The sequence below is a fragment of the Paenibacillus sp. FSL M8-0228 genome (genome assembly GCF_038007385.1).
Classification (GTDB): Bacteria; Bacillota; Bacilli; order Paenibacillales; family Paenibacillaceae; genus Paenibacillus; species Paenibacillus polymyxa_D.
In genome coordinates, this window is record NZ_JBBOXA010000001.1 from 2,602,942 (window position 1) to 2,624,707 (window position 21,766).

Annotated in this window: 25 protein-coding genes and 1 pseudogene; 16 read left to right on the forward strand and 10 right to left on the reverse strand. The window is 41.8% G+C overall.

The window, feature by feature from the left end; genetic code table 11:
• Positions 1–78 precede the first annotated feature (78 nt).
• The 3 genes from MKY98_RS11935 to MKY98_RS11945 all read left to right on the forward strand — a co-directional run bounded on the left by MKY98_RS11935 (position 79) and on the right by MKY98_RS11945 (position 4,036).
• Positions 79–609 carry a hypothetical protein gene (locus MKY98_RS11935; protein WP_029515099.1) on the forward strand — a complete coding sequence of 177 codons (531 nt, stop codon included), beginning with the start codon at positions 79–81 and terminating at the stop codon, positions 607–609.
• A 288-nt stretch (positions 610–897) separates the two neighbouring features.
• Positions 898–2,919 (forward strand): NAD(P)/FAD-dependent oxidoreductase, encoded by a 2,022-nt coding sequence (locus MKY98_RS11940; RefSeq protein ID WP_029515097.1) that lies wholly within the window; start codon positions 898–900, stop codon positions 2,917–2,919.
• 196 nt (positions 2,920–3,115) lie between these two features.
• Positions 3,116–4,036 (forward strand): aminoglycoside phosphotransferase family protein, encoded by a 921-nt coding sequence (locus tag MKY98_RS11945; RefSeq protein ID WP_069011184.1) that lies wholly within the window; start codon positions 3,116–3,118, stop codon positions 4,034–4,036.
• A 103-nt stretch (positions 4,037–4,139) separates the two neighbouring features.
• Here MKY98_RS11945 and MKY98_RS11950 read toward each other — a convergent pair whose 3' ends face one another.
• The gene (locus MKY98_RS11950; RefSeq protein WP_245231687.1) at positions 4,140–4,295 is read right to left on the reverse strand and encodes a hypothetical protein; all 156 of its coding nucleotides are present in this window, start codon (positions 4,293–4,295) and stop codon (positions 4,140–4,142) included.
• 86 nt (positions 4,296–4,381) lie between these two features.
• Between MKY98_RS11950 and MKY98_RS11955 the strand changes: the two genes are divergently transcribed.
• The 4 genes from MKY98_RS11955 to MKY98_RS11970 all read left to right on the forward strand — a co-directional run bounded on the left by MKY98_RS11955 (position 4,382) and on the right by MKY98_RS11970 (position 8,006).
• The gene (locus tag MKY98_RS11955) at positions 4,382–4,831 is read left to right on the forward strand and encodes an Imm63 family immunity protein (protein ID WP_029515094.1); all 450 of its coding nucleotides are present in this window, start codon (positions 4,382–4,384) and stop codon (positions 4,829–4,831) included.
• Between the two features lie 128 nt (positions 4,832–4,959).
• Positions 4,960–5,943 carry an ABC transporter substrate-binding protein gene (locus tag MKY98_RS11960; RefSeq protein ID WP_069011183.1) on the forward strand — a complete coding sequence of 328 codons (984 nt, stop codon included), beginning with the start codon at positions 4,960–4,962 and terminating at the stop codon, positions 5,941–5,943.
• A gap of 33 nt (positions 5,944–5,976) precedes the next feature.
• Positions 5,977–7,002: a FecCD family ABC transporter permease gene (locus tag MKY98_RS11965; RefSeq protein WP_069011182.1), complete on the forward strand. Its 1,026-nt coding sequence runs from the start codon at positions 5,977–5,979 to the stop codon at positions 7,000–7,002.
• Complete coding sequence (locus tag MKY98_RS11970) at positions 6,999–8,006, forward strand: FecCD family ABC transporter permease (RefSeq protein ID WP_029515089.1); 1,008 nt, start codon at positions 6,999–7,001, stop codon at positions 8,004–8,006. Before MKY98_RS11965 ends, MKY98_RS11970 begins: the two co-directional genes overlap by 4 nt.
• Before the next feature lie 162 nt (positions 8,007–8,168).
• On the opposite strand, the gene MKY98_RS11975 is transcribed toward MKY98_RS11970, so the two are convergent.
• Positions 8,169–8,744, reverse strand: coding sequence for an NAD(P)H oxidoreductase (locus MKY98_RS11975; RefSeq protein ID WP_029515088.1), 576 nt, complete (start codon positions 8,742–8,744; stop codon positions 8,169–8,171).
• A gap of 234 nt (positions 8,745–8,978) precedes the next feature.
• Between MKY98_RS11975 and MKY98_RS11980 the strand changes: the two genes are divergently transcribed.
• Positions 8,979–9,350, forward strand: a complete 372-nt coding sequence (locus MKY98_RS11980) for a winged helix-turn-helix transcriptional regulator (RefSeq protein WP_029515086.1) — start codon at positions 8,979–8,981, stop codon at positions 9,348–9,350.
• Positions 9,351–9,451: 101 nt separating this feature from the next.
• Here MKY98_RS11980 and MKY98_RS11985 read toward each other — a convergent pair whose 3' ends face one another.
• Positions 9,452–9,880, reverse strand: coding sequence for a VOC family protein (locus MKY98_RS11985; RefSeq protein WP_029515084.1), 429 nt, complete (start codon positions 9,878–9,880; stop codon positions 9,452–9,454).
• 210 nt (positions 9,881–10,090) lie between these two features.
• Here MKY98_RS11985 and MKY98_RS11990 point away from each other — a divergent pair, with 210 nt between their 5' ends.
• Positions 10,091–10,288, forward strand: a complete 198-nt coding sequence (locus MKY98_RS11990) for a DUF3934 family protein (protein ID WP_029515083.1) — start codon at positions 10,091–10,093, stop codon at positions 10,286–10,288.
• 115 nt (positions 10,289–10,403) lie between these two features.
• Positions 10,404–11,096 carry a pseudouridine synthase gene (locus MKY98_RS11995; protein WP_029515081.1) on the forward strand — a complete coding sequence of 231 codons (693 nt, stop codon included), beginning with the start codon at positions 10,404–10,406 and terminating at the stop codon, positions 11,094–11,096.
• A 55-nt stretch (positions 11,097–11,151) separates the two neighbouring features.
• Here the strand turns inward: MKY98_RS11995 and MKY98_RS12000 are convergent, their stop codons facing one another.
• The 4 genes from MKY98_RS12000 to MKY98_RS12015 are packed head-to-tail and all read right to left on the reverse strand — an operon-like array spanning position 11,152 to position 15,149.
• Entirely contained in the window at positions 11,152–12,252 is a 1,101-nt protein-coding gene (locus tag MKY98_RS12000; RefSeq protein WP_069011181.1) for a GerAB/ArcD/ProY family transporter, read from the reverse strand.
• A 12-nt stretch (positions 12,253–12,264) separates the two neighbouring features.
• Positions 12,265–12,492 carry a hypothetical protein gene (locus tag MKY98_RS12005; RefSeq protein WP_069011180.1) on the reverse strand — a complete coding sequence of 76 codons (228 nt, stop codon included), beginning with the start codon at positions 12,490–12,492 and terminating at the stop codon, positions 12,265–12,267.
• Between the two features lie 6 nt (positions 12,493–12,498).
• Complete coding sequence (locus tag MKY98_RS12010) at positions 12,499–13,707, reverse strand: Ger(x)C family spore germination protein (RefSeq protein ID WP_069011179.1); 1,209 nt, start codon at positions 13,705–13,707, stop codon at positions 12,499–12,501.
• 14 nt (positions 13,708–13,721) lie between these two features.
• Positions 13,722–15,149, reverse strand: a complete 1,428-nt coding sequence (locus MKY98_RS12015) for a spore germination protein (RefSeq protein WP_069011178.1) — start codon at positions 15,147–15,149, stop codon at positions 13,722–13,724.
• Positions 15,150–15,430: 281 nt separating this feature from the next.
• Between MKY98_RS12015 and MKY98_RS12020 the strand changes: the two are divergent.
• From MKY98_RS12020 to MKY98_RS12030, 3 genes and pseudogenes are all read left to right on the forward strand, one after another.
• Positions 15,431–15,559 (forward strand): annotated as a pseudogene (locus MKY98_RS12020) (LysE family translocator); the annotation flags it as partial.
• Between the two features lie 163 nt (positions 15,560–15,722).
• Positions 15,723–16,091 carry a hypothetical protein gene (locus MKY98_RS12025; RefSeq protein ID WP_208332777.1) on the forward strand — a complete coding sequence of 123 codons (369 nt, stop codon included), beginning with the start codon at positions 15,723–15,725 and terminating at the stop codon, positions 16,089–16,091.
• Positions 16,092–16,216: 125 nt separating this feature from the next.
• Positions 16,217–17,059 (forward strand): alpha/beta fold hydrolase, encoded by an 843-nt coding sequence (locus MKY98_RS12030; RefSeq protein WP_069011176.1) that lies wholly within the window; start codon positions 16,217–16,219, stop codon positions 17,057–17,059.
• Positions 17,060–17,233: 174 nt separating this feature from the next.
• Here MKY98_RS12030 and MKY98_RS12035 read toward each other — a convergent pair whose 3' ends face one another.
• Positions 17,234–17,836 (reverse strand): TetR/AcrR family transcriptional regulator, encoded by a 603-nt coding sequence (locus MKY98_RS12035; protein WP_069011175.1) that lies wholly within the window; start codon positions 17,834–17,836, stop codon positions 17,234–17,236.
• A gap of 188 nt (positions 17,837–18,024) precedes the next feature.
• Here MKY98_RS12035 and MKY98_RS12040 point away from each other — a divergent pair, with 188 nt between their 5' ends.
• Entirely contained in the window at positions 18,025–19,230 is a 1,206-nt protein-coding gene (locus MKY98_RS12040) for an MFS transporter (RefSeq protein ID WP_069011174.1), read from the forward strand.
• Between the two features lie 479 nt (positions 19,231–19,709).
• Here the strand turns inward: MKY98_RS12040 and MKY98_RS12045 are convergent, their stop codons facing one another.
• Complete coding sequence (locus tag MKY98_RS12045; protein ID WP_305954128.1) at positions 19,710–19,931, reverse strand: helix-turn-helix domain-containing protein; 222 nt, start codon at positions 19,929–19,931, stop codon at positions 19,710–19,712.
• Between the two features lie 111 nt (positions 19,932–20,042).
• Between MKY98_RS12045 and MKY98_RS12050 the strand changes: the two genes are divergently transcribed.
• Positions 20,043–20,225, forward strand: coding sequence for a DUF6809 family protein (locus MKY98_RS12050; protein WP_312887715.1), 183 nt, complete (start codon positions 20,043–20,045; stop codon positions 20,223–20,225).
• A gap of 184 nt (positions 20,226–20,409) precedes the next feature.
• On the opposite strand, the gene MKY98_RS12055 is transcribed toward MKY98_RS12050, so the two are convergent.
• Positions 20,410–20,628 carry a helix-turn-helix domain-containing protein gene (locus MKY98_RS12055; protein WP_029515066.1) on the reverse strand — a complete coding sequence of 73 codons (219 nt, stop codon included), beginning with the start codon at positions 20,626–20,628 and terminating at the stop codon, positions 20,410–20,412.
• Positions 20,629–21,169: 541 nt separating this feature from the next.
• On the opposite strand from MKY98_RS12055, the gene MKY98_RS12060 reads away from it, so the two are divergent.
• Entirely contained in the window at positions 21,170–21,667 is a 498-nt protein-coding gene (locus tag MKY98_RS12060; protein ID WP_051718059.1) for a hypothetical protein, read from the forward strand.
• Positions 21,668–21,766 lie beyond the last annotated feature (99 nt).

A 21,766-nucleotide genomic window follows, 5' to 3' on the forward strand; every position in this document is an offset into this window, starting at 1 on the left:
ACCCGGCTTTTCGGGCAGGGGATTTTTGGTTTCTGAATGGAGCACTTCTAGTGATGGATAGGAGGAAAGAAAACAGCAATGAGACATAAGGGGATAGACCAATCACTCGCACAGTTCTCAACTTCGACAGAAGAGGATCAAGAGTGGGAATACTCGAATGAAAGAGATATGGCTATTCTGGGCTTGTGGGACGAATACACACTATCTGCTCAGCGTTTATGTGAACGAATGGCTACCGAAACCCACCAATTCAGACCTTCTGAGTTCGACCCGTTCCCAACTCAGTTTGAATGGCTGGAACAGAAAGAAACAGACTTGATTATTGATGGAATATGGTCAGCTGATTTGCATGGTGATCATTGTCTGTTTATGAATATTGGGGAGCATCACCCAGAACGGCATACATCTATTGAGGCTTATATTTACGATACCCAGGTCATCGACGAAGGATTTTTCCTTAAATATCTGAATACCTCTCCTAAAGCCTCAGCCTACGCACCTTTATTCGAAGTAAATGGATATACCACAATGTGTGGACTGCTGGACAGATACGTTAGGGAAGGGATTTTGGTACGTGTACCCAACGGTTTTAAAAGAACAGCTCGGTAGATGGATACCAGAATATAAGCATGATTTTTCCACACCAAAGGGACATTCCTCACAGGATTGTTCCTTTTTTATTTTATTTATAACTCCAGTTAATCTATAGATTGAAACTATGATTTAGTACATAAAATAGCATTAGAATTTATGGATTAGATGATATAAAATCAAGTCATAAGGAATAATCGTACTCAATAACATCTCGATATTCCCAAAAGTGAAATAAATCACATATGAGAATGCTTTAATGGAAGCTTGAACATGAAATTTGTACACTCGCAAGGAGGAAGAACAATGAACCACTATCCTGCTATCTTTGAACCTCTAACCATACGACGCATGACCTTGAAAAATCGGATTGTTATGCCCCCAATGGGAACTAACTTTGCTGCCATGGACGGAAGCTTTGTTCAGGATCATATTGACTATTACGTGCAACGGGCCAAAGGTGGTACCGGCTTGATAACAGTAGAAAATGTTTGTCTGGATTTCCCAATGGGTACAAACGGAACAACCCAGCTGCGTATGGATAACGATCAGTTTATTCCCGGACTGTTTAGATTAACAGAAGCCCTACACTCTTATGGAGCTTGTGTTTCTGTACAAATTAACCATGCGGGTGCTTCAGCTTATGCGGGACGACTGAACGGAATTCAGCCTGTATCTTCTTCCAATATTCCTTCTAAAAAGGGCGGAGCGATTCCAAGACCTTTGCAAAAAGAAGAAATTTACGCCATTGTGCGCAAATACGGAGAAGCAGCGGGAAGAGCGCAACGAGCAGGATTTGACTGTGTTGAAATTCATGCGGGACACTCCTACTTGCTGAGTCAGTTTCTTTCGCCGATGTATAATAAACGCACGGATGAATTTGGCGGCAGTGCAGAAAACCGTACCCGTTTTGCCAGATTAGTCATTGATGAAATTCGTTCAGTGGTAGGCCCATTCTTCCCTATTTGCTTACGTTTTAGCGCGGAAGAGTTCACAGAAGGTGGGAACACACTGGAAGATACACTCGAGTTATTGGAGTATCTTAATGATGAGGTAGATATTTTGAATGTTTCTGCTGCTCTGAATGATTCCATCCAGTTCCAGATTGACGGGATGAACCTGCCAGATGGTTGGCGCTCATATATGGCCAAAGCGGTAAAAGAAAAATTCGGGAAGGTAACGATGACCTCAGGTAATATTCGGAGCCCACAGGCTGCGCAGGATATTTTGGTGAGAGGTGACGCGGATCTTCTGGCAATGGGTAGAGGCTTGATTGCAGAACCGAACTGGGTGCTTAAAGTGCAAAACGGCTACGAACATTTGCTTAGAAAATGTATCTCTTGCAACATTGGTTGTGCCGATCATCGTATCTCCAAAAGTAAACCGATTTGCTGTACGGTAAATCCGGATCTGTTCAAGGAAGCTGAATACCGGAAACAACGTGTTAAAAACAATGTTCAGGTTGTTGTGATCGGTGGGGGTACCGCTGGGATGGAAGCAGCATGTACGGCAGCCGAAGTAGGCTGCAAAGTAACCCTCTTTGAGGAGAAACCAGAGTTGGGCGGTTTGGCCCGTGATATTGCCCGCTTGCCAGACAAAACACGCATCAATGATTTCCCTGATTATCTGATTCAACGCACCAAACAGTTAACCAATCTGAACATTGTAACAGGGAGCCGAGCCGATTTGGCGATGATTAGTGCCCTGAATCCTGATATTATTGTCAATGCGACGGGGGCCATACCACTTCTTCCGCCTATTGCAGGTTTGCATGAGCAACTGGGCAAACCGGGGACAAAAGTGTTCTCCATCTTTGATCTTTTGCACAACATGGAGAAATTCCAGGAGTTTGAAGGTAAACGCATTGCTGTAGTTGGTGGCGGGGCTGTGGGACTGGATGTCGTCGAATATTACGCAGAGCGTGGAGCACAAGAGGTTTCCATTATTGAGATGATGCCGCTACTCGGTAAAGATCTGGATATGATTACCCGAATCTCCATGATGAAAATGGTAGAGGAGCGGGAAGTGAACGTCCATACGGAAACAGCTTTGACAGAAGTGTGTAGCGACCGTTTCAAAGTAAAGCATGGAGAACAGGAGTTTGAGATTCCTTTTGATCTTGGATTCGTATGCTTGGGTATGCGTTCATACAGTCCGCTGATGGACAGCTTGCTCGAATATGGTAAAAAACATCAAGTAGAAGTTATTAATATTGGGGATAGTAAACAAGCTCGTCGTATTATTGATGGTACACGTGAAGGTCGCAATATTCTCAAAACCATTCAACGGGTAGACGAATTTAAACATGAGTTTTCGTATTCTTACTGATTTTATAATATAAGTGATGGGTGTTCACGATGGCAACTCAGTGAATATTGAGGTTGAAGAGACAGCTTCTCTTTTCAGCCTTTTTTATTTGAGTTTTTTCTGGAAGAAGATTGATTCCTCTGTCATTTCAAAGGTAAACTATGGAAAGCATATAGTAAGTTAGTAAGTAAGGCTATTTTAACGTGGGGGGATGAGCGTGACTCAACTCTTTAGTGAAATACCGGGTGCCAGCAAGTGGAGCAACGTGGAAGAGATTCATAGAGGCTGGTCCAGTGACAAAAAATATTATATTCGAACCACTGATGGTAGAGACTTGCTGCTAAGAATGGCGGATATGGTTCATTATGATAAAAAGAAACGCGAGTTTGAAGCTGTAAAAAAGCTGAATCACGTGGAGAATCTGTTCATGTCCCGGCCGCTTGAATTTGGGTTTTGTAATGAGGGTCAATCTGTATATTCCTTGTTCACCTGGATCGAAGGGAAAGATGCTGAAGAGATGATCCCCACGTTAGCTGCAGCACAACAGTATCAACTTGGAGTTCAAGCGGGAGATGCATTGAAAAAAATGCATGAGATTCATGCAGAGCCAGATCGAGCCCCATGGGCTGAGCATTATAATGGCAAAATCAACAGGTATATTACAAACTATAAGTCATGCGGTATTTTCTTAAAGGGAGCAGATCAAGCCATAAGCTTTATTGAGCAAAACCGTCATCTATTAGAAAATCGTCCTCAAACATTTCAGCATGGGGATTATCATGTGGGCAATATGGTGGTTACCCCATCTGGTGAACTGGGTATCATCGATTTTAATAGAATGGACTATGGTGATCCTTGGGAAGAATTCAATAGAATTACCTGGTGTGCAGCATTAAGTCCTTTATTCGCTTCGGGCCGAATCCACGGTTATTTTAATAACAATGTACCTGATTTATTTTTTAGATTAATGGCTCTGTATATTGCAAGCAATCAGCTTTCATCGATCCACTGGGCCATTCCATTTGGCAAAGAAGAGGTAGACGATATGGTGCAACGAGCTGAAGAGGTATTGGAGGCATATGATGACTTTCAATCCTATATACCGAAATGGTACCTGCCCAGTTACCGCGACTTGTAAATATGAAGACCGCTGCTCCTGGGAGTGACGGTCTATTTTTAGCATTCTATTATCGTCACTTTTAGCTTAACGGTAGAACCTTTGGCAGAAACGGAGGAGGCCTTTACGCTGTTACCTTCACTAATGGATTGACCTGCCACCTGGACAGCAATGGCCTAATCGTGCCTACGTGATCGTTGTATACCAAGGTTGCTTGTTGAAACGTAACGATAAACGTTGATGTTGCTGAAGCTGCGAGCGCGTACGTTCCATTGAACATCAGGGATACCACTACCCATAGAATAGCCGATGCTTTCGTCCATATGACTTGAATCTATTTAGTAGAGAGAGGGAAGGGAAAATCTGATGAAAAAAATATATAGCGAACAAGAACTCATAGATATGACGATTAAACTGCTTGAACAAACTTCAATATATGAAGAGCAGTATGAGCAATATGTAAGACGACCTTTCTGTACGGATTTTTATGATGATCTGAGTCCGTATGTGCAAGTGAGCAAGCGGGGTTATACGCTCCAAATGTATGAAAGAGGCATACAGATGCTGAACAAGCTTACGAAAGAGGAAGAGGATGTGATTTATTGGATCATCGAAGATACAATTCACATCATTGCCCATCTGAATCTGCTTCGCAAATATAAAGTGGATAACATAAATACTCATTTAAAATATACAAAGGAGATCATGAAGGAGCTGACAACTTCAATGAACAAAGCATTTTATGAAATTGGAGGAATCTATCAGGAATGGCATGAAGCGAATAGAAGAGCAACACTGGAGAACCCATTAAAGTAAAACAAAACAAGAAATAGTTGACAATCAGTGAGGTAAAATTTACAATTTTATATTAGTGATAATGATTATCAATATCATTAATTTTAAGTATGCTTTGCACTTACTATATTTCAAAGGAGATTTGCAACATGCATCGTATGATGAACAAGAAGTTTCACATGATTTTATGTGCACTATTCGTAGTGATTTTCGTTATTTCAGGTTGTGGGAATGCTGGCAGCTCCTCTGATTCATCTGCTAAATCCGCGTCGTCCACGAAGGAAGAGGTAAGCAGTGATTCTGATACACGTACAGTCTCTACGGTAAAAGGAGATGTGAAGGTGCCCGCTAATCCTCAACGGGTAGTCGTGAACTGGTATGTTGGCGATGTATTTACACTAGGGATTAAGCCGGCCGCAGTCATGGGGTGGAAACAAGAAACGATGCCTTTTTACGATAAGTTTAGCGACGTCCCCAATATTGAAAAGTGGGAAACTGAGGAAATTATGAAGTATGATCCTGATCTTATCATTACATATGATACAAAGGATTATGATAAGCTGTCTAAAATTGCGCCTGTTCTTGTGATACCTGAGGATAAAATGACCTCCCTAGAACGTTTGAAATTTCTTGGTCAGGCCACAGGACATGAAGCAGAAGCGGACAAAGTGATTTCACTGTTTGAAAGCAAGCTGAGTCAGGCCAAAGAAAAACTAAATTCCGACATATTCAAGGACAAAACGTTTAGCATTTTCGAGGACTGGGGCAGTGGCTCCTACGGAATTTATTATGAAACAGGCTCACGCGGAGGAACGTTGCTTTACAATTATCTTGGACTTCACAAACCGGAAAAGCTCAACACATTGGTTAAAAACTCCGGAGAGAATCGTGGTTCTTTATCCTACGAGGTAGCTGCTGAATACTTTGGAGATTATGTCCTTTGGTTTAAGCAGGAAGGCAAGGAATCCGAATATGCGAAGACAAAAATCTGGAGCAGCATTCCAGCCGTTAAAAACGGACATATCATCGAAATTCCAGCGAAATATGCAGGACTGTTCTATTATTCGGACGTTGCTAGTATGACGGGACAGCTAGATTATATGATTAGCAAATTGCTGGAACAGACGAAGTAATGATGCATAATTGACCAACTAAGGGTGTAATCGATGTCTACTCACAAAGAACCAAATAAAAAAGGAATATTTCATTTTATAGGCTGCATGATCGTGGGCGTGTTCCTGCTTCTGGTGGTTACCGCAGCATCCATTACCTTTGGTGCTGCTGAAATGAGCTTGAAGCTGGCGTGGGGGGCTATATTTCAGTTTGATCCCTACATTACGGAACATCAGATTATTCACACCTTGCGGTTTCCACGCACCGTGGCAGATATCATGGTAGGGTGTAGCTTGGCTGTGTGTGGGGCGATTATGCAGGGAACCACTCGTAATCCACTAGCGGATTCGGGACTCATTGGCATAAGCTCAGGCTCGACATTTGCTATTGCGTTATGTATGGCCTTTTTGCCTGGTCGCACCTACGGAGAAACCATGCTGTATTCTTGCCTAGGTGCAGCAATCACTACGGGCATTACGTATTACATCGCATCTATAGGCAAGCGAGGCATGACGCCTCAGCGACTGGTACTGGCAGGAATGTCCATCTCCATGCTTTTTGGTGCATTTAGTACGTTTATCGCTATTAAGTATGAGATTGGCCAAGCCCTTGATTACTGGTCTGCTGGTGGTACAGCCAGTGCCAAGTGGGGTGAACTAGCTTTCATTGCTCCACTGTTTGTAGTGGGTTTGGTCTGTGCCATCGCGCTTTCTCCCTCAATTACGATTTTGAGCTTCGGGGAGGATGTAGCATCAGGCTTGGGTATTCGTGCCAATAGGATTAAGTTGTTTTCAACCCTAATTGTATTAATTCTAACAGGATTATCGGTAATTGTGGTCGGTCCTGTTGGCTTCGTGGGTTTGATCGTGCCACACATTATGCGCCATCTGGTCGGAACGGATTATCGGTATATTATCCCGGCCTCAGCTTTGTATGGAGCAGTCTTTCTGTTGGCAGCGGATTTACTTGGACGACTGATCAATCGCCCTCACGAAACACCCCTTGGCATTATTTTTGCCTTGGTGGGCGTACCCTATTTTCTCTACCTTGTGCGCAAGCAAAGGAGGGAGTTTAGTTGAAGCTGTCCCGCAATAGCAGGGGTATTAGCATTATTTTACTGTTAGTAGTGCTGACGCTGTTAGTGGCTATACTCAGTATGAATGTTGGGAAAATGAACCTTTCTCCACTCGAAGTTTTCAAGGTCATCATGGGCGAAGGAACGAGCAAACAGAACCTGATCGTGTTTGACTTTCGACTGCCACGTATTGTGCTTTCTATATTGGTAGGTATTGGCATGGGGATATCAGGCTGTATCATGCAAAGCTTGCTCAAAAACGACATGGCCAGTCCCGGGACACTCGGCATCAGCTCAGGCTCGGGGCTATTTGTACTTATGTATATTACGTTGTTCGCTAGTGAAGGATTGCTATCGCCGATTCTTCTTCCAGGGTTAGCTTTTGCAGGCGGCCTCACGGCAGCTTTCTTGATTTTTATGTTTGCTTTCAGGCGGGGAAGAGACATCTCGCCTACAGGCCTAATTTTAACCGGTGTCGCTATGGGGAGTGGCTACAGCGCATTATCTCTGATGTTGACACTCCGGCTAGACAAGCAACAGTATGACTTTGCTCTGAGATGGCAGGCTGGAGACCTGTGGGGGGACGACTGGAGCTATATTATGGTGCTGCTCCCGTGGGTGTTTATCATCTGTTTTTACGTTTTTTACAGGTCTAACACACTCAATACGTTGAATTTGGGGAATCAGACAGCATCGGGCCTCGGTGTAGCAATTAAAAGGGAGTTTATCGGCTTGACGATTGCTGCCGTTGCGCTCGCTTCTGGTAGCGTGGCACTTGGAGGGAATTTCTTTTTTGTAGGCATGGTCAGTCCCCATCTAGCGCGCAAGCTAGTAGGGCCCAATCATAAGCTATTGCTACCTACGACAGCATTAGTTGGTGCACTCGTCATTTTGATTGCTGACACACTTACTCGGACGATCAGCTTTGGTGCAGATATTCCAACCGGAATTATTATCACCATACTGGTTACCCCTTATTTCCTTTACTTGCTGTCGAAAGCTAGTTAAATGCAGAATAATGAAAAGACGCTAACCCCTGTCCATGCAAAATATGGCTGGGTTAACGTCTTTTTTCGCGTTACTACTTAGGTCTCCTTGCGGAAAGATAATTCTTTCTCGCATTCTGTTAGGATTTCCGGCCTTCGTGTCGGAGGGGATTGTAAATAAAGCCTAATCCTTGCCATAATTCAAACCAAAGTGATAAGCTTGATCCAGCAGCATTACAAAATGACCGGAATTTGAACTCAGGGTCTCATCTAAGAATTCAACCTTGGAATTGGAAACTCCGCAATAATCTGCAATTCCCACATTCAGCAAATGAGTAATCATTTCATCATAGTTACGCTTTTTCAACTGTTCTTTCGAAACGCCGGCCAAGCCAAGCCACAAGATATGCTGATGATGCAGGTGATTCGAACCGTACGCAAACCCATTGTTCCATACACGGTCAATATAACCCTTCAGCATAGCTGGCAAATTCCACCACCAAAGTGGAAAAATAAATGCCAATGCATCATGCTCCTTCATCCGCCTTATTTCCATTTCTACTTCAGGGGAAAAGGACTGTTCCGCAACTGTCAAATCCGGTTCATCTACTCCTTTTAAAATAGGATCAAAACCAATCCCATGCAAATCTAATATCTCATAATCGTGGCCTGCATCGGCAAGACCCTGTACGAAACGATCAGCAACCTTAAAGGTCAAGGAATCTTTTCTCGGGTGTGAAACAACGGTTAATACTTTCATGCTTCTTCACTACCTTTCTCAATAGCTTACTTCTAGGAATGCTCAATGCTTGATGCTATTATATACAGTAGGAAAATAATCTGGAAGTACGCACTTCTAAGTTCTATAGGATGATACAGGTGCCATAGGAACATGGAAGTGCCCTAGGTAGATTCCCTAGAAACTGATCTGAGTAATGAATTGAAGTGATGGGTTGTTCTGAGCAAACGAAGCCTTCTAAAGGAGGATTAAGAAATGACTGAACAGACAAAAAATAGGGTTCAAAAGAAGTATCAAGTTGGAGTGGAAGCGGCTTTAGAGGTGATGGGAGGGAAATGGAAGCCTTTAATTATCTACCATCTGATGACAGGACGGAAACGAACGTCTGAGTTTCGTCGGTTAATACCCGGCATTACACAAAAAATGCTGACCACTCAGCTCAGAGGCCTAGAAAAGGATGAGATCGTTACACGAAAGGTTTATAATGAAATCCCTCCTAAAGTAGAGTATGAGTTAACGGACTACGGCTGGGGATTAAAACCCGCGCTAGACCATTTATGCTACTGGGGAGAGGATCACCTGGATAAGATTCATGGAGACAAATTCAAGGTTTTGGAAGAATTCTAAGGCTGCTGTATAGAGTAACTTTAAGCTGATATTAAGCCCTCACAAAGTATTCAATTAGAATAGCTTGCGAGGGCTTAACTATCGCAGGGTAATATAACAGACTAACTGTCGGTCATTCCGTTATCATAACTTAATTGCCATTCAATTCCGAACTTATCTTTAAGGCTACCGTAACATTTGCTCCAGAATGTTTCTTGAAGTTCCATGTTTACGGTTCCTCCTTCTTTTAATTTATGAAAGTACGATCGAATTTTCTCTTCGTCCTTATTGACGATGGCGAGGCTGATGTTGTTTCCGGCTACGAATGGCATACCAGGAAAAACGTCTGAAAACATGACATTACTACCATCAATTTGAAGCCGCGTGTGCATGACCAGATTTTTGGCTTCTTCTTGTAGAGGATAATCAGGATTGGGCGGTGCTTCACCGAACGTCATAATTTGTGGTTTCTCAGTCCCAAATGCCTCTGCGTAAAACTCCGCTGCTTCACGACAGTTTCCATTAAAGTTAAGATAAACATCAACAGACATGTGTTTCACTCCTTTAAGAATCATTATTTTTCCATACTATATGGCCTTATCTCATTATTAACCTGCAAACTAACAAAAATACAGTAAGATCCGTTTTGCGAAAGTATTTGCGGCTTAACATGTTCAATTTTTAAAACAAATGGGCATTATATTCAAAGTAATGGTATGATAGCTTAGTTAAATCTGAACGACTAGTAATGGAGTGATCATATGGGTGGAAAAAGCAAGGGCGGCGGGACCGGCAGAGGCACAGGTAGTAAGGGATGGACACGCTGGAACAAAACTGCGAAGCCAGTAAGGACAAAAAGCGCTTCTACAAGCGCACCGGGAAGCAAAGCGGCAGGTGGCACAAAAGGCGGCACTGCCAAACCAACAAGGAATAAAAACGGCGGCAACAGTAGCAAATAAGCCGGGAAAGTATAAGTTGTCGTAAACGGCGAACATCTGATTAAGCAAGAACAATCAGGTGTTTTTTTAATTATTTTATTTAAACTCACATATTATAATCAGAAGCAGGTGAATCGTGAGAATTAACAAGTACATCAGTGAGACAGGATTCTGTTCACGTCGGGAAACCAACAGACTGATTGCAGCAGGACGAATTACGATTAATGGCATTGTCTGTGAAGCGGGCGCGGAAGTAGAGCCACAGGATATCGTGCTGATTGATGGGGAAGTTATTCCGTATAATTCCAGTGAACCTGTATATTTGGCTCTGAATAAGCCTATAGGCATTGTTTGTACCGCAGCAGAACAGGTTGCTGGTAATATTATTAGTTATGTTAACTACCCTTCGCGGATTTTTGCCATTGGCAGGCTGGACAAAGCGTCAGAGGGACTCATTCTATTAACCAACGATGGAAGCATTGTCAATCAAATGATGCGTTCCGAGCATGGTCATGAGAAGGAATATGTAGTAACTGTAGACAAACCTGTTACAAACGAGTTTACGCAGGCTATGTCTTGTGGCGTTGAAATATTGAACGTTATTACCAAACCGTGCAAGGTTGATCGTACAAGCGAATACGAGTTCCGCATTATTTTGACGCAGGGTCTGAACTTGCAAATTCGCAGAATGTGTAAGGCCTTGGGGTACAGGGTGCTCAAGTTGGAACGTGTTCGAATTATGAATATTACCTTGGATCATCTGGAACGTGGGCAATGGAGACATCTTGAGAGGGAGGAACTGGAGTTGCTTCTTGCTAAATTGCAATAATGAGTACAACAAAAGTTTATTTGAAGGACAGTATGTTCATACGGCCAACGCAACTTTAGTGATACTTTTTACGAAATTTTAGCGAGCCGCCTACCTTACCCACCAGCCATAGCACAATAGGAAACACGATACCGAAAATCATGGCGTAAAAAGGCCATACTGAAAAAAACTTGATTAAAAATTGCATATTTGGCCAAATAGAATGAACCATTGCCAATGCGATTAGGATCAGAGGAACTAAGAGAGAGTTAGCGCTTCGAAGACGAAAAGCATCTGCAAGCCCTTGCGCTGAAACATATAAAAGCAGTGCGAGTCGGAAAAAAATGGTGACAAACCAAAACACTGCAACGAAAATTTCAAACCGTTGAAGAAACTCTCCGTTACTGATTGTTCGGTTAATAAAAAAAGTAGGAAATGTCAAATTAGATACAACACCTTCACTCATCACGGCAATTATTTGTAAAACCATGAAAAAATACATGCCGCCGCTAATCAAAGCACAAGTTATCACTGTCTTTCTCCACTTTTTTGGATCGGGGATGTACTGTGCAAAAAAAAGATACAGAATTGCCTCAAGGTAGGGAAAGGCAAACAAATTGAACGATGCGAGAACGATAGGGTTCAAACCATACTCAAAAATAGGGAGCACATTATCTATGGTGGTATCAGAAAGAAGGGTAATCCTGACCAACAGATACAGAACCAGAAGGAAAAAAAATAGGATTTCCGCACAACGGCCAATTACAGCAGGGCCAGATCGAACGGCAAAATAAATGACTATAAGCATAATGAAATATATCGAGTCGGAGGGAGTTTCCGGCATAATAGCTGTCGTGATAAAGTCGCCCAGATTTCGAAGTGTCATAATGAACACAAGAAAGGGAAACAAAAAAATGAAAACGATGCTAATCGTCCCGCCCAAGGGACCGAAGAGGCAACGGAGATGCTCTACAAAAGATTTCCCCTGCATTTGCCTAGCGATGGAGGCATATAAAGGTATCAATAACAGATGGAAACCTAAGGAGACTGGGATGGAGAGCCAGGCATCTTGTTTAGCGACAGCGGTAATTACCGCTGGGAGCACCAGATATGCGCTTCCTATTTGATACAATGCAAACCACAAAATAGCTTGTCGAACTGTCAAATTGGAATTCATCCCCATGCCTCCTTAAGATAATATTTCAGTAAGTAACCGGCTTATCGGTTGAAATAGGATTTGGATGCCCGCCAGTGGAGTCGGCAGTTTAATGTTGGCGATCCGTAGGATAATCAATATAACGCCTATAATCAACAATATCGAGCTGAATACAATTTCACGCACATATTGTTTCGCCTTAAATTTTTTAAACTCATACAACGATGTTAAAATGGAAGTTACGAGAATCACATAAAGCATATGCATTCACTCCTGATTGTGTATTCCCATATCAATTGGACTGGTAATGTCTCCGAACCGGACTAAACGATAGTTGAGCTGAATATCCACTTTAAGCGTTTGAAATTTTTGTGGCCAATCCTCTTTCCATCTATGCCATTCACGTGGGAACTTGCGGTGAAAAGCTTCTCCAAACCCGAATATATCGGAACCGATTTGTTGTGCGTGCGAAATGCCTTTCTTCAAAGACTGTTGCAGATGCTCTTTAGCTGATTCTTGAAGATCTCTAAATGTCTCTTCATTCTTAGGGTTGGCATTGCACGAGATCGTTCCGATATTGGATTCTGTATCCACAATAAGAGAAATGTGCGGCTCATGGTCTATTATTTCTGGACGCATCTTTACTTTGGAACGGATTACTTCAACAACAAATTTCCCTTTGGAATTCGGACAATCGATGGAAGCTACGGTGCTGGAAACACGGTTGGATATATAGGTAAAGGCTTTACTTTGTGAATCATCCATCCAATCGATAAGTCGGTCGCCCTTGAAAACACCAATTCCAGTGAAAAAATATTTAACATGTTGGGGCGACTTTGTCACATTATCAATAGTTAGACCTTTTTCTACGTTTGTCAGTCGAATACCGGTGAGAACCGGTTCAATGCCATCCTCTGTAAATTTCTCTAAAATATCTTTCACATTGACCGCGGAAGTTGGAGCCCATGCTTTTTCAGAAAGCCTTAATGCCTTATACATATCCATTGCAGGCAAGATCTCGGTTGGAGCTACAAAAGTAACGGCCTCCTTTGCCGAGTTTCCTCTGACAACGGCCAAATAGAAATCAGGCCGAACTTCATGATCACGGAACAGAAAGTCCAGCGGCTCCTTGATTCCTTTTTTTGCCGTTTTCTCATCAAAAATGACAAACTTTAAGTGAGACATATACATTTTTCGGGACGATTCCGTTGTTAATTTTCGAATAGCTTCAAATATGGTATCGGCGCGCTTGGAAAAAACGATCGTTGGCGTCCGTTCCATGGGGGAATTCTGCGACATTTTCGATGGGTCAACCACTTGTAAACTGACTTCATATTGGTCATCAACGGCATCAATGCCCAGAGCCATCACGACGGAAATTGCGCTCAATTCCTTACTGTTCCAGCAACCCGTAAGAAACACCATTAGCCAGATGCACATAAACAGTAATAAAATGGTGGATCGATACGAGTTCATGATGGTTTACTCCTTTAGTTTTTACGATGTTTTTTAGTTCTATATGGAAAACGCAATATGGCGTCCCTCTGCTCCGACGATTTGTAATTGGCAAAGGGGCTCAAATACGGTACACCGAATGAATGAAGCCCATTCAGATGTACAAAGAGCATGAGAATACCAACAGTCAATCCGTACACACCAAACATAGCGGCTATGCCTATGAAAGCGAAACGTAATATCCGGATTGGAATAGCAAAAGTGTACGAGGGAATGACAAAGCTCGAAATGGCAGTTATTGCAACAACAATGACCATAACAGCCGAAACGATGTTTGCTTCTACAGCTGCTTGGCCGATCACTATTGACCCGACAATAGAAACGGCTTGACCGACCGTCCGTGGCATACGAAGACCTGCCTCCCTCAGAATTTCAAAAACCACTTCCATGATCATCGCCTCAATAAATGCTGGAAACGGTACTCCTTCACGTTGCGCGGATAAGCTTAATAACAAAACGGTTGGAATCATATCCTGATGGAATGTCGTTAATGCGACATAAATGGCCGGAGCCAACATACAGATTGCCAGGCAAATGTACCTTAATATTCGAATGATACTACTGTAAACAAAGGATTGATAATAGTCTTCTGCGGATTGAAGGAAATCTGCAAACACCGCAGGTGCAAGGATGGCGAAGGGAGATCCATCCACAAATATCGCTATTTTCCCCTCCATAATTCCTGCTGCAATAGAGTCTGGGCGATCAGAATTATAAAAGAGCGGAAATATCGTGAATTGTTTATCTTCATGGAGACATTCTTCCAAATATTCGCTTTCAAGTACGCCCTCCACATGCATGTTCTTTAACTTGGATATCATGTCCTGCACCTTTTTTGGGTCAGCGATCCCATGTAAATACATGACCGATATATCGGTCTTAGTTTTTTTGCCAACTTTTAGGGTAGTTAGACGTACTCTTGTATCCTTCACCCTTCGACGAACCATAGTCGTATTCGTACGTAAAGTTTCTGTAAACGCTTCTTGCGGACCTCTGACCACTGGCTGTGTCTTTGAGTCCGAAATGCTGCGTTCTTCCCATCCAGGCAAAGAAATGACCAATCCTTCATCCATATCGTTCAGGAGTAGGAGAAGACCACCGGAGAGGATCTGTTCCAAGGCATCTTCAAAGTTTTGAGTAAAGTTTGCTTCACCAATGTCCAAAATTGCGTTTTTCAATAACGGTAAAGTGATCTCGTCAGAGGAGACACGATCATGCAACGGACGGATCACGTTATCCTGTACCTTTTGCATGTCAGTCATGCCGTCCAAATAAAAAAGAGCAGCGTGTTTATGGCCAGTCGTGATCTCACGAACAACAAAATCCGAACTGTTTCCCATGAAGTCACAAATGAGCTCGATATTCTGGCATAATTGTCTTGAAAATTTGGTATGTAACTTCATTTTCACCCTCCTCAGATACGTAGTATTAACAATAATCCAAAATAATACCACAATAATACCACAATAATCCATAATTGCGTTGTTGTCGGTAAGGTCAATGACATCTTCAACGGTGGAGGATAAAGGCTATTCTCTTTCTTTGAAGGCTTGGTATGATGAGGAAAGGCAAAAATGGTGGGAGAACGTGACTACGAAGGATACAATACCTGCAATAACATACTATATGCTATTTATCTTAAGATGTAATATTTCATGAGAATACGCTAAAAGGAGTTTTCCTTATGAATATTACATCAGTTTTAATTTATTGTTTTATTGCTACCTTCACACCAGGCCCTACCAATATCGTCATATTATCCACAGTGCATCATTTTGGAGCAAAAAAGGCAATGAAATATACGTTTGGAGCATTTGAGTATATGTCACATCTAAAGTGAGGAGGAGGGAGTATGTTTAAATAGGCTACAGATGACTATCCTTTTTTGGAATAGTTTACTTGTGTAGTATAATATCTTTGAAGGATATTCTTTTCTATCAATTCATTTAAACATCCAAATAGAGAGGTATTTGATCATGCTATTTATTACAAAAAAAACAATCAATAAGTTAGCAGAACCTTATAGAGAATCTGACATGCTTGTCTGCTATTCAACTCCACAGAGCTTTTCGGCTTATACAAGTCGAGCCATATTACTCTTAAATAATGATAGGATTATTATCCTTTTCCTCAATCTATTTTCCACAAAAGTAGTACAAAAAGTTGAATATGAAGTTGCTGATTTACAAGAACAAAAATATCATTTTGGACACCTGTCTTCTGCAATATGGTCATTTAAAATCAAAGGCCAGCATTGTAGGTTTAGGATAATCAAAAAAATTCTTACTCTTGGCTCTATGCAAAGAGATTTTCTGAATTTCTTGCAACAAAATAATTTAAACTAGCGACCGAGTAGATCGGTAATTTCTGTCTGCCTAAGGCGGGGCACCGTAAGTACTTTATGGGGATAAGTGATGAAGGTAATATTCGGTGTTTTTTTGTTATATATCATTGAGGGGAGGAATTCTACATGAACGAACAACTCATAAAAAGCGATGGAATAGAAATCTGTAGTGAGAGTTTCGGCGAGCAAGTTAACCCGGCAATATTACTGATTATGGGGGCTCAATCCTCATTGGTCTGGTGGGAGCAAGAATTTTGTCAGCGTTTAGCTGAGACAGGTCGCTTTGTCATTCGCTATGATAACCGAGATGTTGGACGTTCTACAACCTATGAACCTGGTCAACCGGACTATACCTTCGAAGACATGGCAGATGATGCGATTCGAGTATTAGATGCTTATAAGATTGAGCAAGCGCATATCGTAGGGATGTCTATGGGCGGTATGCTGACTCAGTTGATAGCTCTACGACATCCAGACAGAGTATTAACCGTGACTCTTTTAGCAACGTCAAATTTTGCTTCCGATCTTCCACCGATGGAGAAAAAGGTTATGGACTATTTCTCGAATATGGGAGCAATAGATTGGTCGAACGAACAATCGGTGGTCGATTTTGTGGTGGGTAGATCAAGAATTTTAGTCGGTTCAAAGCATCCTTTCAATGAGAAAAAGGTTTATCAATTAGCAAAAGAAGAATGGAAAAGAAGCAACAATATGGCCAGTATGAATAATCACGCTATGCTGTCAGGCGGAGAATCCTATTTGGCTAGAACAGGGGAAATAAACGTTCCTACACTGGTTATACACGGTACTGAAGATTCGATTATCCCTTATGAACACGGAATAAATCTTGCTAACGCAATTCCGCGTGCGGTTTTACTGACATTGGAAGGTGCCGGGCATGAGCTTCACTATGACGACTGGGATTTAATAATCGATTCTATCTCAAAACACACTTCGATACTCAATTAGGTCAGCTGATGTGTAGGATAGCTGAATAAAGCCGTTTACGAGAGAAGCATTCTTCCTGAATAAAAAGGCAATCTCCTTTTTTAAGGGGATTGCCTTTTGCTATTTGTATGCCCTTATTTTCATGAAGACTGGGCAAGTCTCAAGTCTCAAGTCTCAAGTCTCAAGTCTCAAGTCTCAGGCACAAGTATCCCAAAGCTCCATCAATTTAGTTATGGCTGTATCAATGTTGTCTAAGGACACACCATCTCTGGCTTCCGTAGATATACCTTCCAGAAAGGTAACGAATAGTGTGGTTAACATGCTAACATTTGTGGATTCTTGAAGTTCTCCATTCTTGGTAGCTCGCTCAATACGAGCATAGAACTTGTTCCTAGTCACTGCTCTTTGCCTGATCAATAGTTCTCGAATATGAGTGTTTTCTGGGGAACATGTATTTGCAGAGAATATGACTAAACAACCCAAGGGATGGGTCTGTTCAGTCTGCATGATTGCTGAACTTCTTAAGGCTAATTCAATAGCTGTGCGCGATGAAAGTGAATAGTTTGTAAGGCTTGTCGATACTTGTCCGTATGTAGCCAAATACCGGTCCAGCGCTTCTTTGAATAATGCGTCTTTTGATTCAAAAGCTGCATAAAAGCTGGCTGAGGAGATGCCGCCCATCGCCTTTTTGAGTTGAGCCAAAGAGGTTGATTCATATCCATGCTCCCAAAATAACATCATAGCTTGGGAGATCGCTTCGTCGCGACAGAATTTACGTGGTCTTCCGGTTCTAACCATGGAGTCGCCTCCTTTTATCTTGTACTTATATACTAATCGATCCAAAAGTAATTGACAAGACAGAGAGGCATCTTTAAAATATGGATTGATCGATCCATAAGTAAAATAAAAGGAGGGCAAATCATTGGCATATATGCTTGATTTTTCGCTTGAACTTGTTTTGAAATCGATTTTAAGGAGCTGCGCTAATGTCCAGCAATAACTCTTCTACTACTGTAAAGATTGCTTCTTCCGCCTCCTCTGAGCGCTTTCCCTGGCTTGGTCTGCTTGCTTTGGCTATGACAGGATTCATCTGTATTATGACGGAAACGATTCCGGCTGGTTTGCTTCCGCAAATAAGCAAGGGACTTTATATTTCAGAGGCAATGGCGGGTCAACTGGTCACTGTCTATGCTATCGGTTCCCTAGTGGCTGCCATCCCTGTAGCTATAGTTACCCGCCAATGGCGGAGGCGTCCGCTGTTACTTCTGGCTATTTGGGGGTTCCTGGTTTTTAACAGTGTCACCGCAATTTCTTCCAGCTACATACTGACGCTGGCTGCCCGTCTACTGGCAGGAGTTTCGGCTGGAGTTCTATGGGGGATGATCGGCGGTTACGCTCTCCGCATGGTATCTGCTACATTGAAGGGGAGGGGGATGGCCGTTGCCATGGTTGGAACGCCGATCGCCTTGGCTATTGGTGTCCCAGCGGGGACGTTTCTGGGGAACCTTATGGGTTGGCGTTCTGTTTTTGGAATTATGTCACTACTGACAGTTATACTGATCGCGTGGGTGCTTTGGAAGGTGCCGGACTATCCGGGACAGTCCTCCGATAAGCAAGCTTCGATCTATGCAGTCTTCCTTACACCGGGGATTCGGCCCATACTATTGGTTGTACTGACCTGGATGACAGCCCATAATATTCTCTATACTTATATTGCTCCATTTCTTGCGGCCAATGGGATGGGTGAGAGAGTGGGTCTGGCTCTGTCTTTCTTTGGCATTGCTGCTCTCGTAGGTATATGGATAACTGGCGTATTCATCGACCGTTGGCTGCGTAAGCTTGTCTTGATTAGTCTTATTTCCTTCGTCTTAATTTCTATTGCCATGAGCTTTAGCAACTCCAATGCCCTTATGATCTATATCATTGTTACGGTATGGGGGTTAACTTTCGGCGGTGCAGCAACGCTGTTGCAAACGGCGCTTGCTCAGGCTGCAGGGGAGAGCAAAGTGGATATGGTTATGCCGATTAACACGACCGTATGGAATCTGGCTATCGCCGGCGGCGGGATGGCTGGGGGTATTTTACTCGAAACTTTTGGTGCGGGATCATTTTCATGGGCATTATTCATACTCTTATTCCTTGCGCTTCTCGTGGCTTGGGGTGGCAAAAAGTATTCGTTCCCTCCACACTAACCTAGTAATTAGTGAAGGTTTTTTAAAAATTTTCTTGTTATGACTTCTAACTTTAATGCACAGAAGATGCTGTCCCAAGGGCAGTTGCTATAAAATAAAGCGCATTGTCCAAGCCGATGTTGTCGACAGGGCAATGCTCCTTGTGTTTGCATTCGAACATACGATAAAAATGAAGTGCATTCCGCACCAGACTGGTAGCCTGTAAGTTCGACTTCACCATCCTTCAGAACTAGGAGCAAATGATGCTCTGTGTCTGCGAACGGCTTGTCGCCTAAGGAAAGTTGGGTAGGTACATAGATATATTATGATGGTCCCTCCGCGCTCCTTCGTAAAGCCAATAAAATGACCCATACTCTTGGTGTAAAACTGATTACGGTGGATGGGAAATCTACAATAAAAGAGAATTTTACGTTGGTTGAAAAACATTTATTGAAATAATGCACAATTAGATTAAGACTAATATTTATTTCTTAGAAATGTTATCCCGCCGGGTAGGGCTTTATTTGGTTTGTTCTATTTAGTAAATAGTCTGTGCTTGTATGGTGGAAATTAGCTAGTCTAATTAAAATCTCCGTTGGAATGTCTATTTCCCCACGTTCATAATTGCTGTATATCCGCTGGCTACAATTCAGATAATCGGCCATTTGAGTTTGAGTCAAATCCTTATCTTCACGTAAATCTCGAATCCGTTGATACATCATATTCACCTCGAACTAAGAATATCTTAGCGAAATAATCGCTATTGATTTTTAGCGAATAATTCGCTAAAATTAGTCAGAGGGTTAATAATACATATCATGAAGGAGTAGAACATGAGTATCTTGGAGAACTTTTATTACGGAAAATGTAACCCAAGTGAACGAATCAAATCGAAAGACACTGAGTTTGAACTGGTCTCTCAGAGAATAGCCGATGCTGAGGAAGCCCTCAAAACAAAATTGCCAGAACAAGATTACAAATTAATTGAAGACTTTCGGATTTACAAGATGTTTTAATTTCCTTATTGTCCGCTTCGGCTTATATTGAGGGTTATAAAATGGGGGCACTAATAATGATTGAAGTATTTGACGGGAAAGAAGAGTTGAAATAGGTAGTTCAGAAGATTGTAGGGGGCGATTATAAAAAAATAAAAAAGGTAGCTCCTTTATGAGGAGTTACCTTTTTTATTTCTAAAAGTAGCTAGCCTGCGGGATAAGGTTTTTTTTGTTTCGTTCTGTTTAACAAGTAGTCTGTGCTTGTGTTATGGAAATCAGCTAGTTTGATTAGAATCCTTGTAGGAATATCAACATCGCCGCGTTCGTAATTGCTATAAATTCGTTGACTGCAATTCAAATATTCAGCCATTTGGGATTGAGTCAAATCTCTATCTTCACGCAAATCTCGGATCCTTTGGTACATCTTCTCACCTCCAAACCTAGAATATCCCAGCGAAATAATCGCTATTTATTTTTAGCGAATATTTCGCTATTTAGTCAGAGGATTTCATTTAGGTTTAGAGCATGAAGGGAACAAACGTATGTGCATCCATTTATTGTTTGAAGTATATGATTTTGAGACTCAATATTTTTACCAAATATGCGCACCCACCGTTTCTTACTGCGCTTGCTTCTGTAGACATGATTTATGTTCCCTAATTTGGTTTGTTGAAAAATCAAAAGGCCGGCACATTGGCCGACCTGGTTCACCGAGGCTCGAAAGCGGCGGGGTGTTCCTTATTTAATTTTCCATGATATAAATATATCATGCTAAAAGTCTAACGAACGGCCATCATTCGGTCAAAAGTTATTTAATAAACAGTCTCTTTTCACAGGTTATAATAACCATTTATTGTCCAAATACTATGAATAGATATTATTACAGGAAAAATCATCTACTATATTCCTCTATTTTACAAATATATATAATTCATGTTAGTATATTGAAGAAAAATACCAAATATATGAAGAGAGTTGCCAACACCGTAGAATCTTCTATAACTTCAGAGACTAAGATAGACTTGGAAAATGGAATTGTTGATGAAAGAGTAGAGCAAGAATTAAGACAAGTTGATTATGATGACCTTTTCAAAACTGTAGGCACTAATCTTGGAATGGTCGATACTCAACGTCCATCTGGGGAAGTAAGTACACAAGGCTGGAGATCAAAGTTCGCAAAGGAAGTAGCGTTAGAATTAATTTCTAAACTGAAAAATATTGGATCACGTGCTTGGAATGAACAGATAAAAATTTATGTAGATAAGATACCACTTTTGACCGACGGTGCAAAAGAAACTTTGAAATATTATCTTGGTTATCAAGTAATAATGCAAGCTTTGGATATCATGGTAGATTTCACAGGCACAGCAGAGGACGGTCTTGCTTACGCCTTAAAATATGTTGGGTTGCCTGCGTGGTTGGCCGAACCCGCATCCAGAGCTATTGTCTTCTTCTTGCTGTAAAATCGGAAAAAAGGGGGACTAAACGTGTACATACTCGCATTGATTATACTTATTACTACAGGTTTGGTATCCATAGCTGATATTTTGTTTGATATAAAA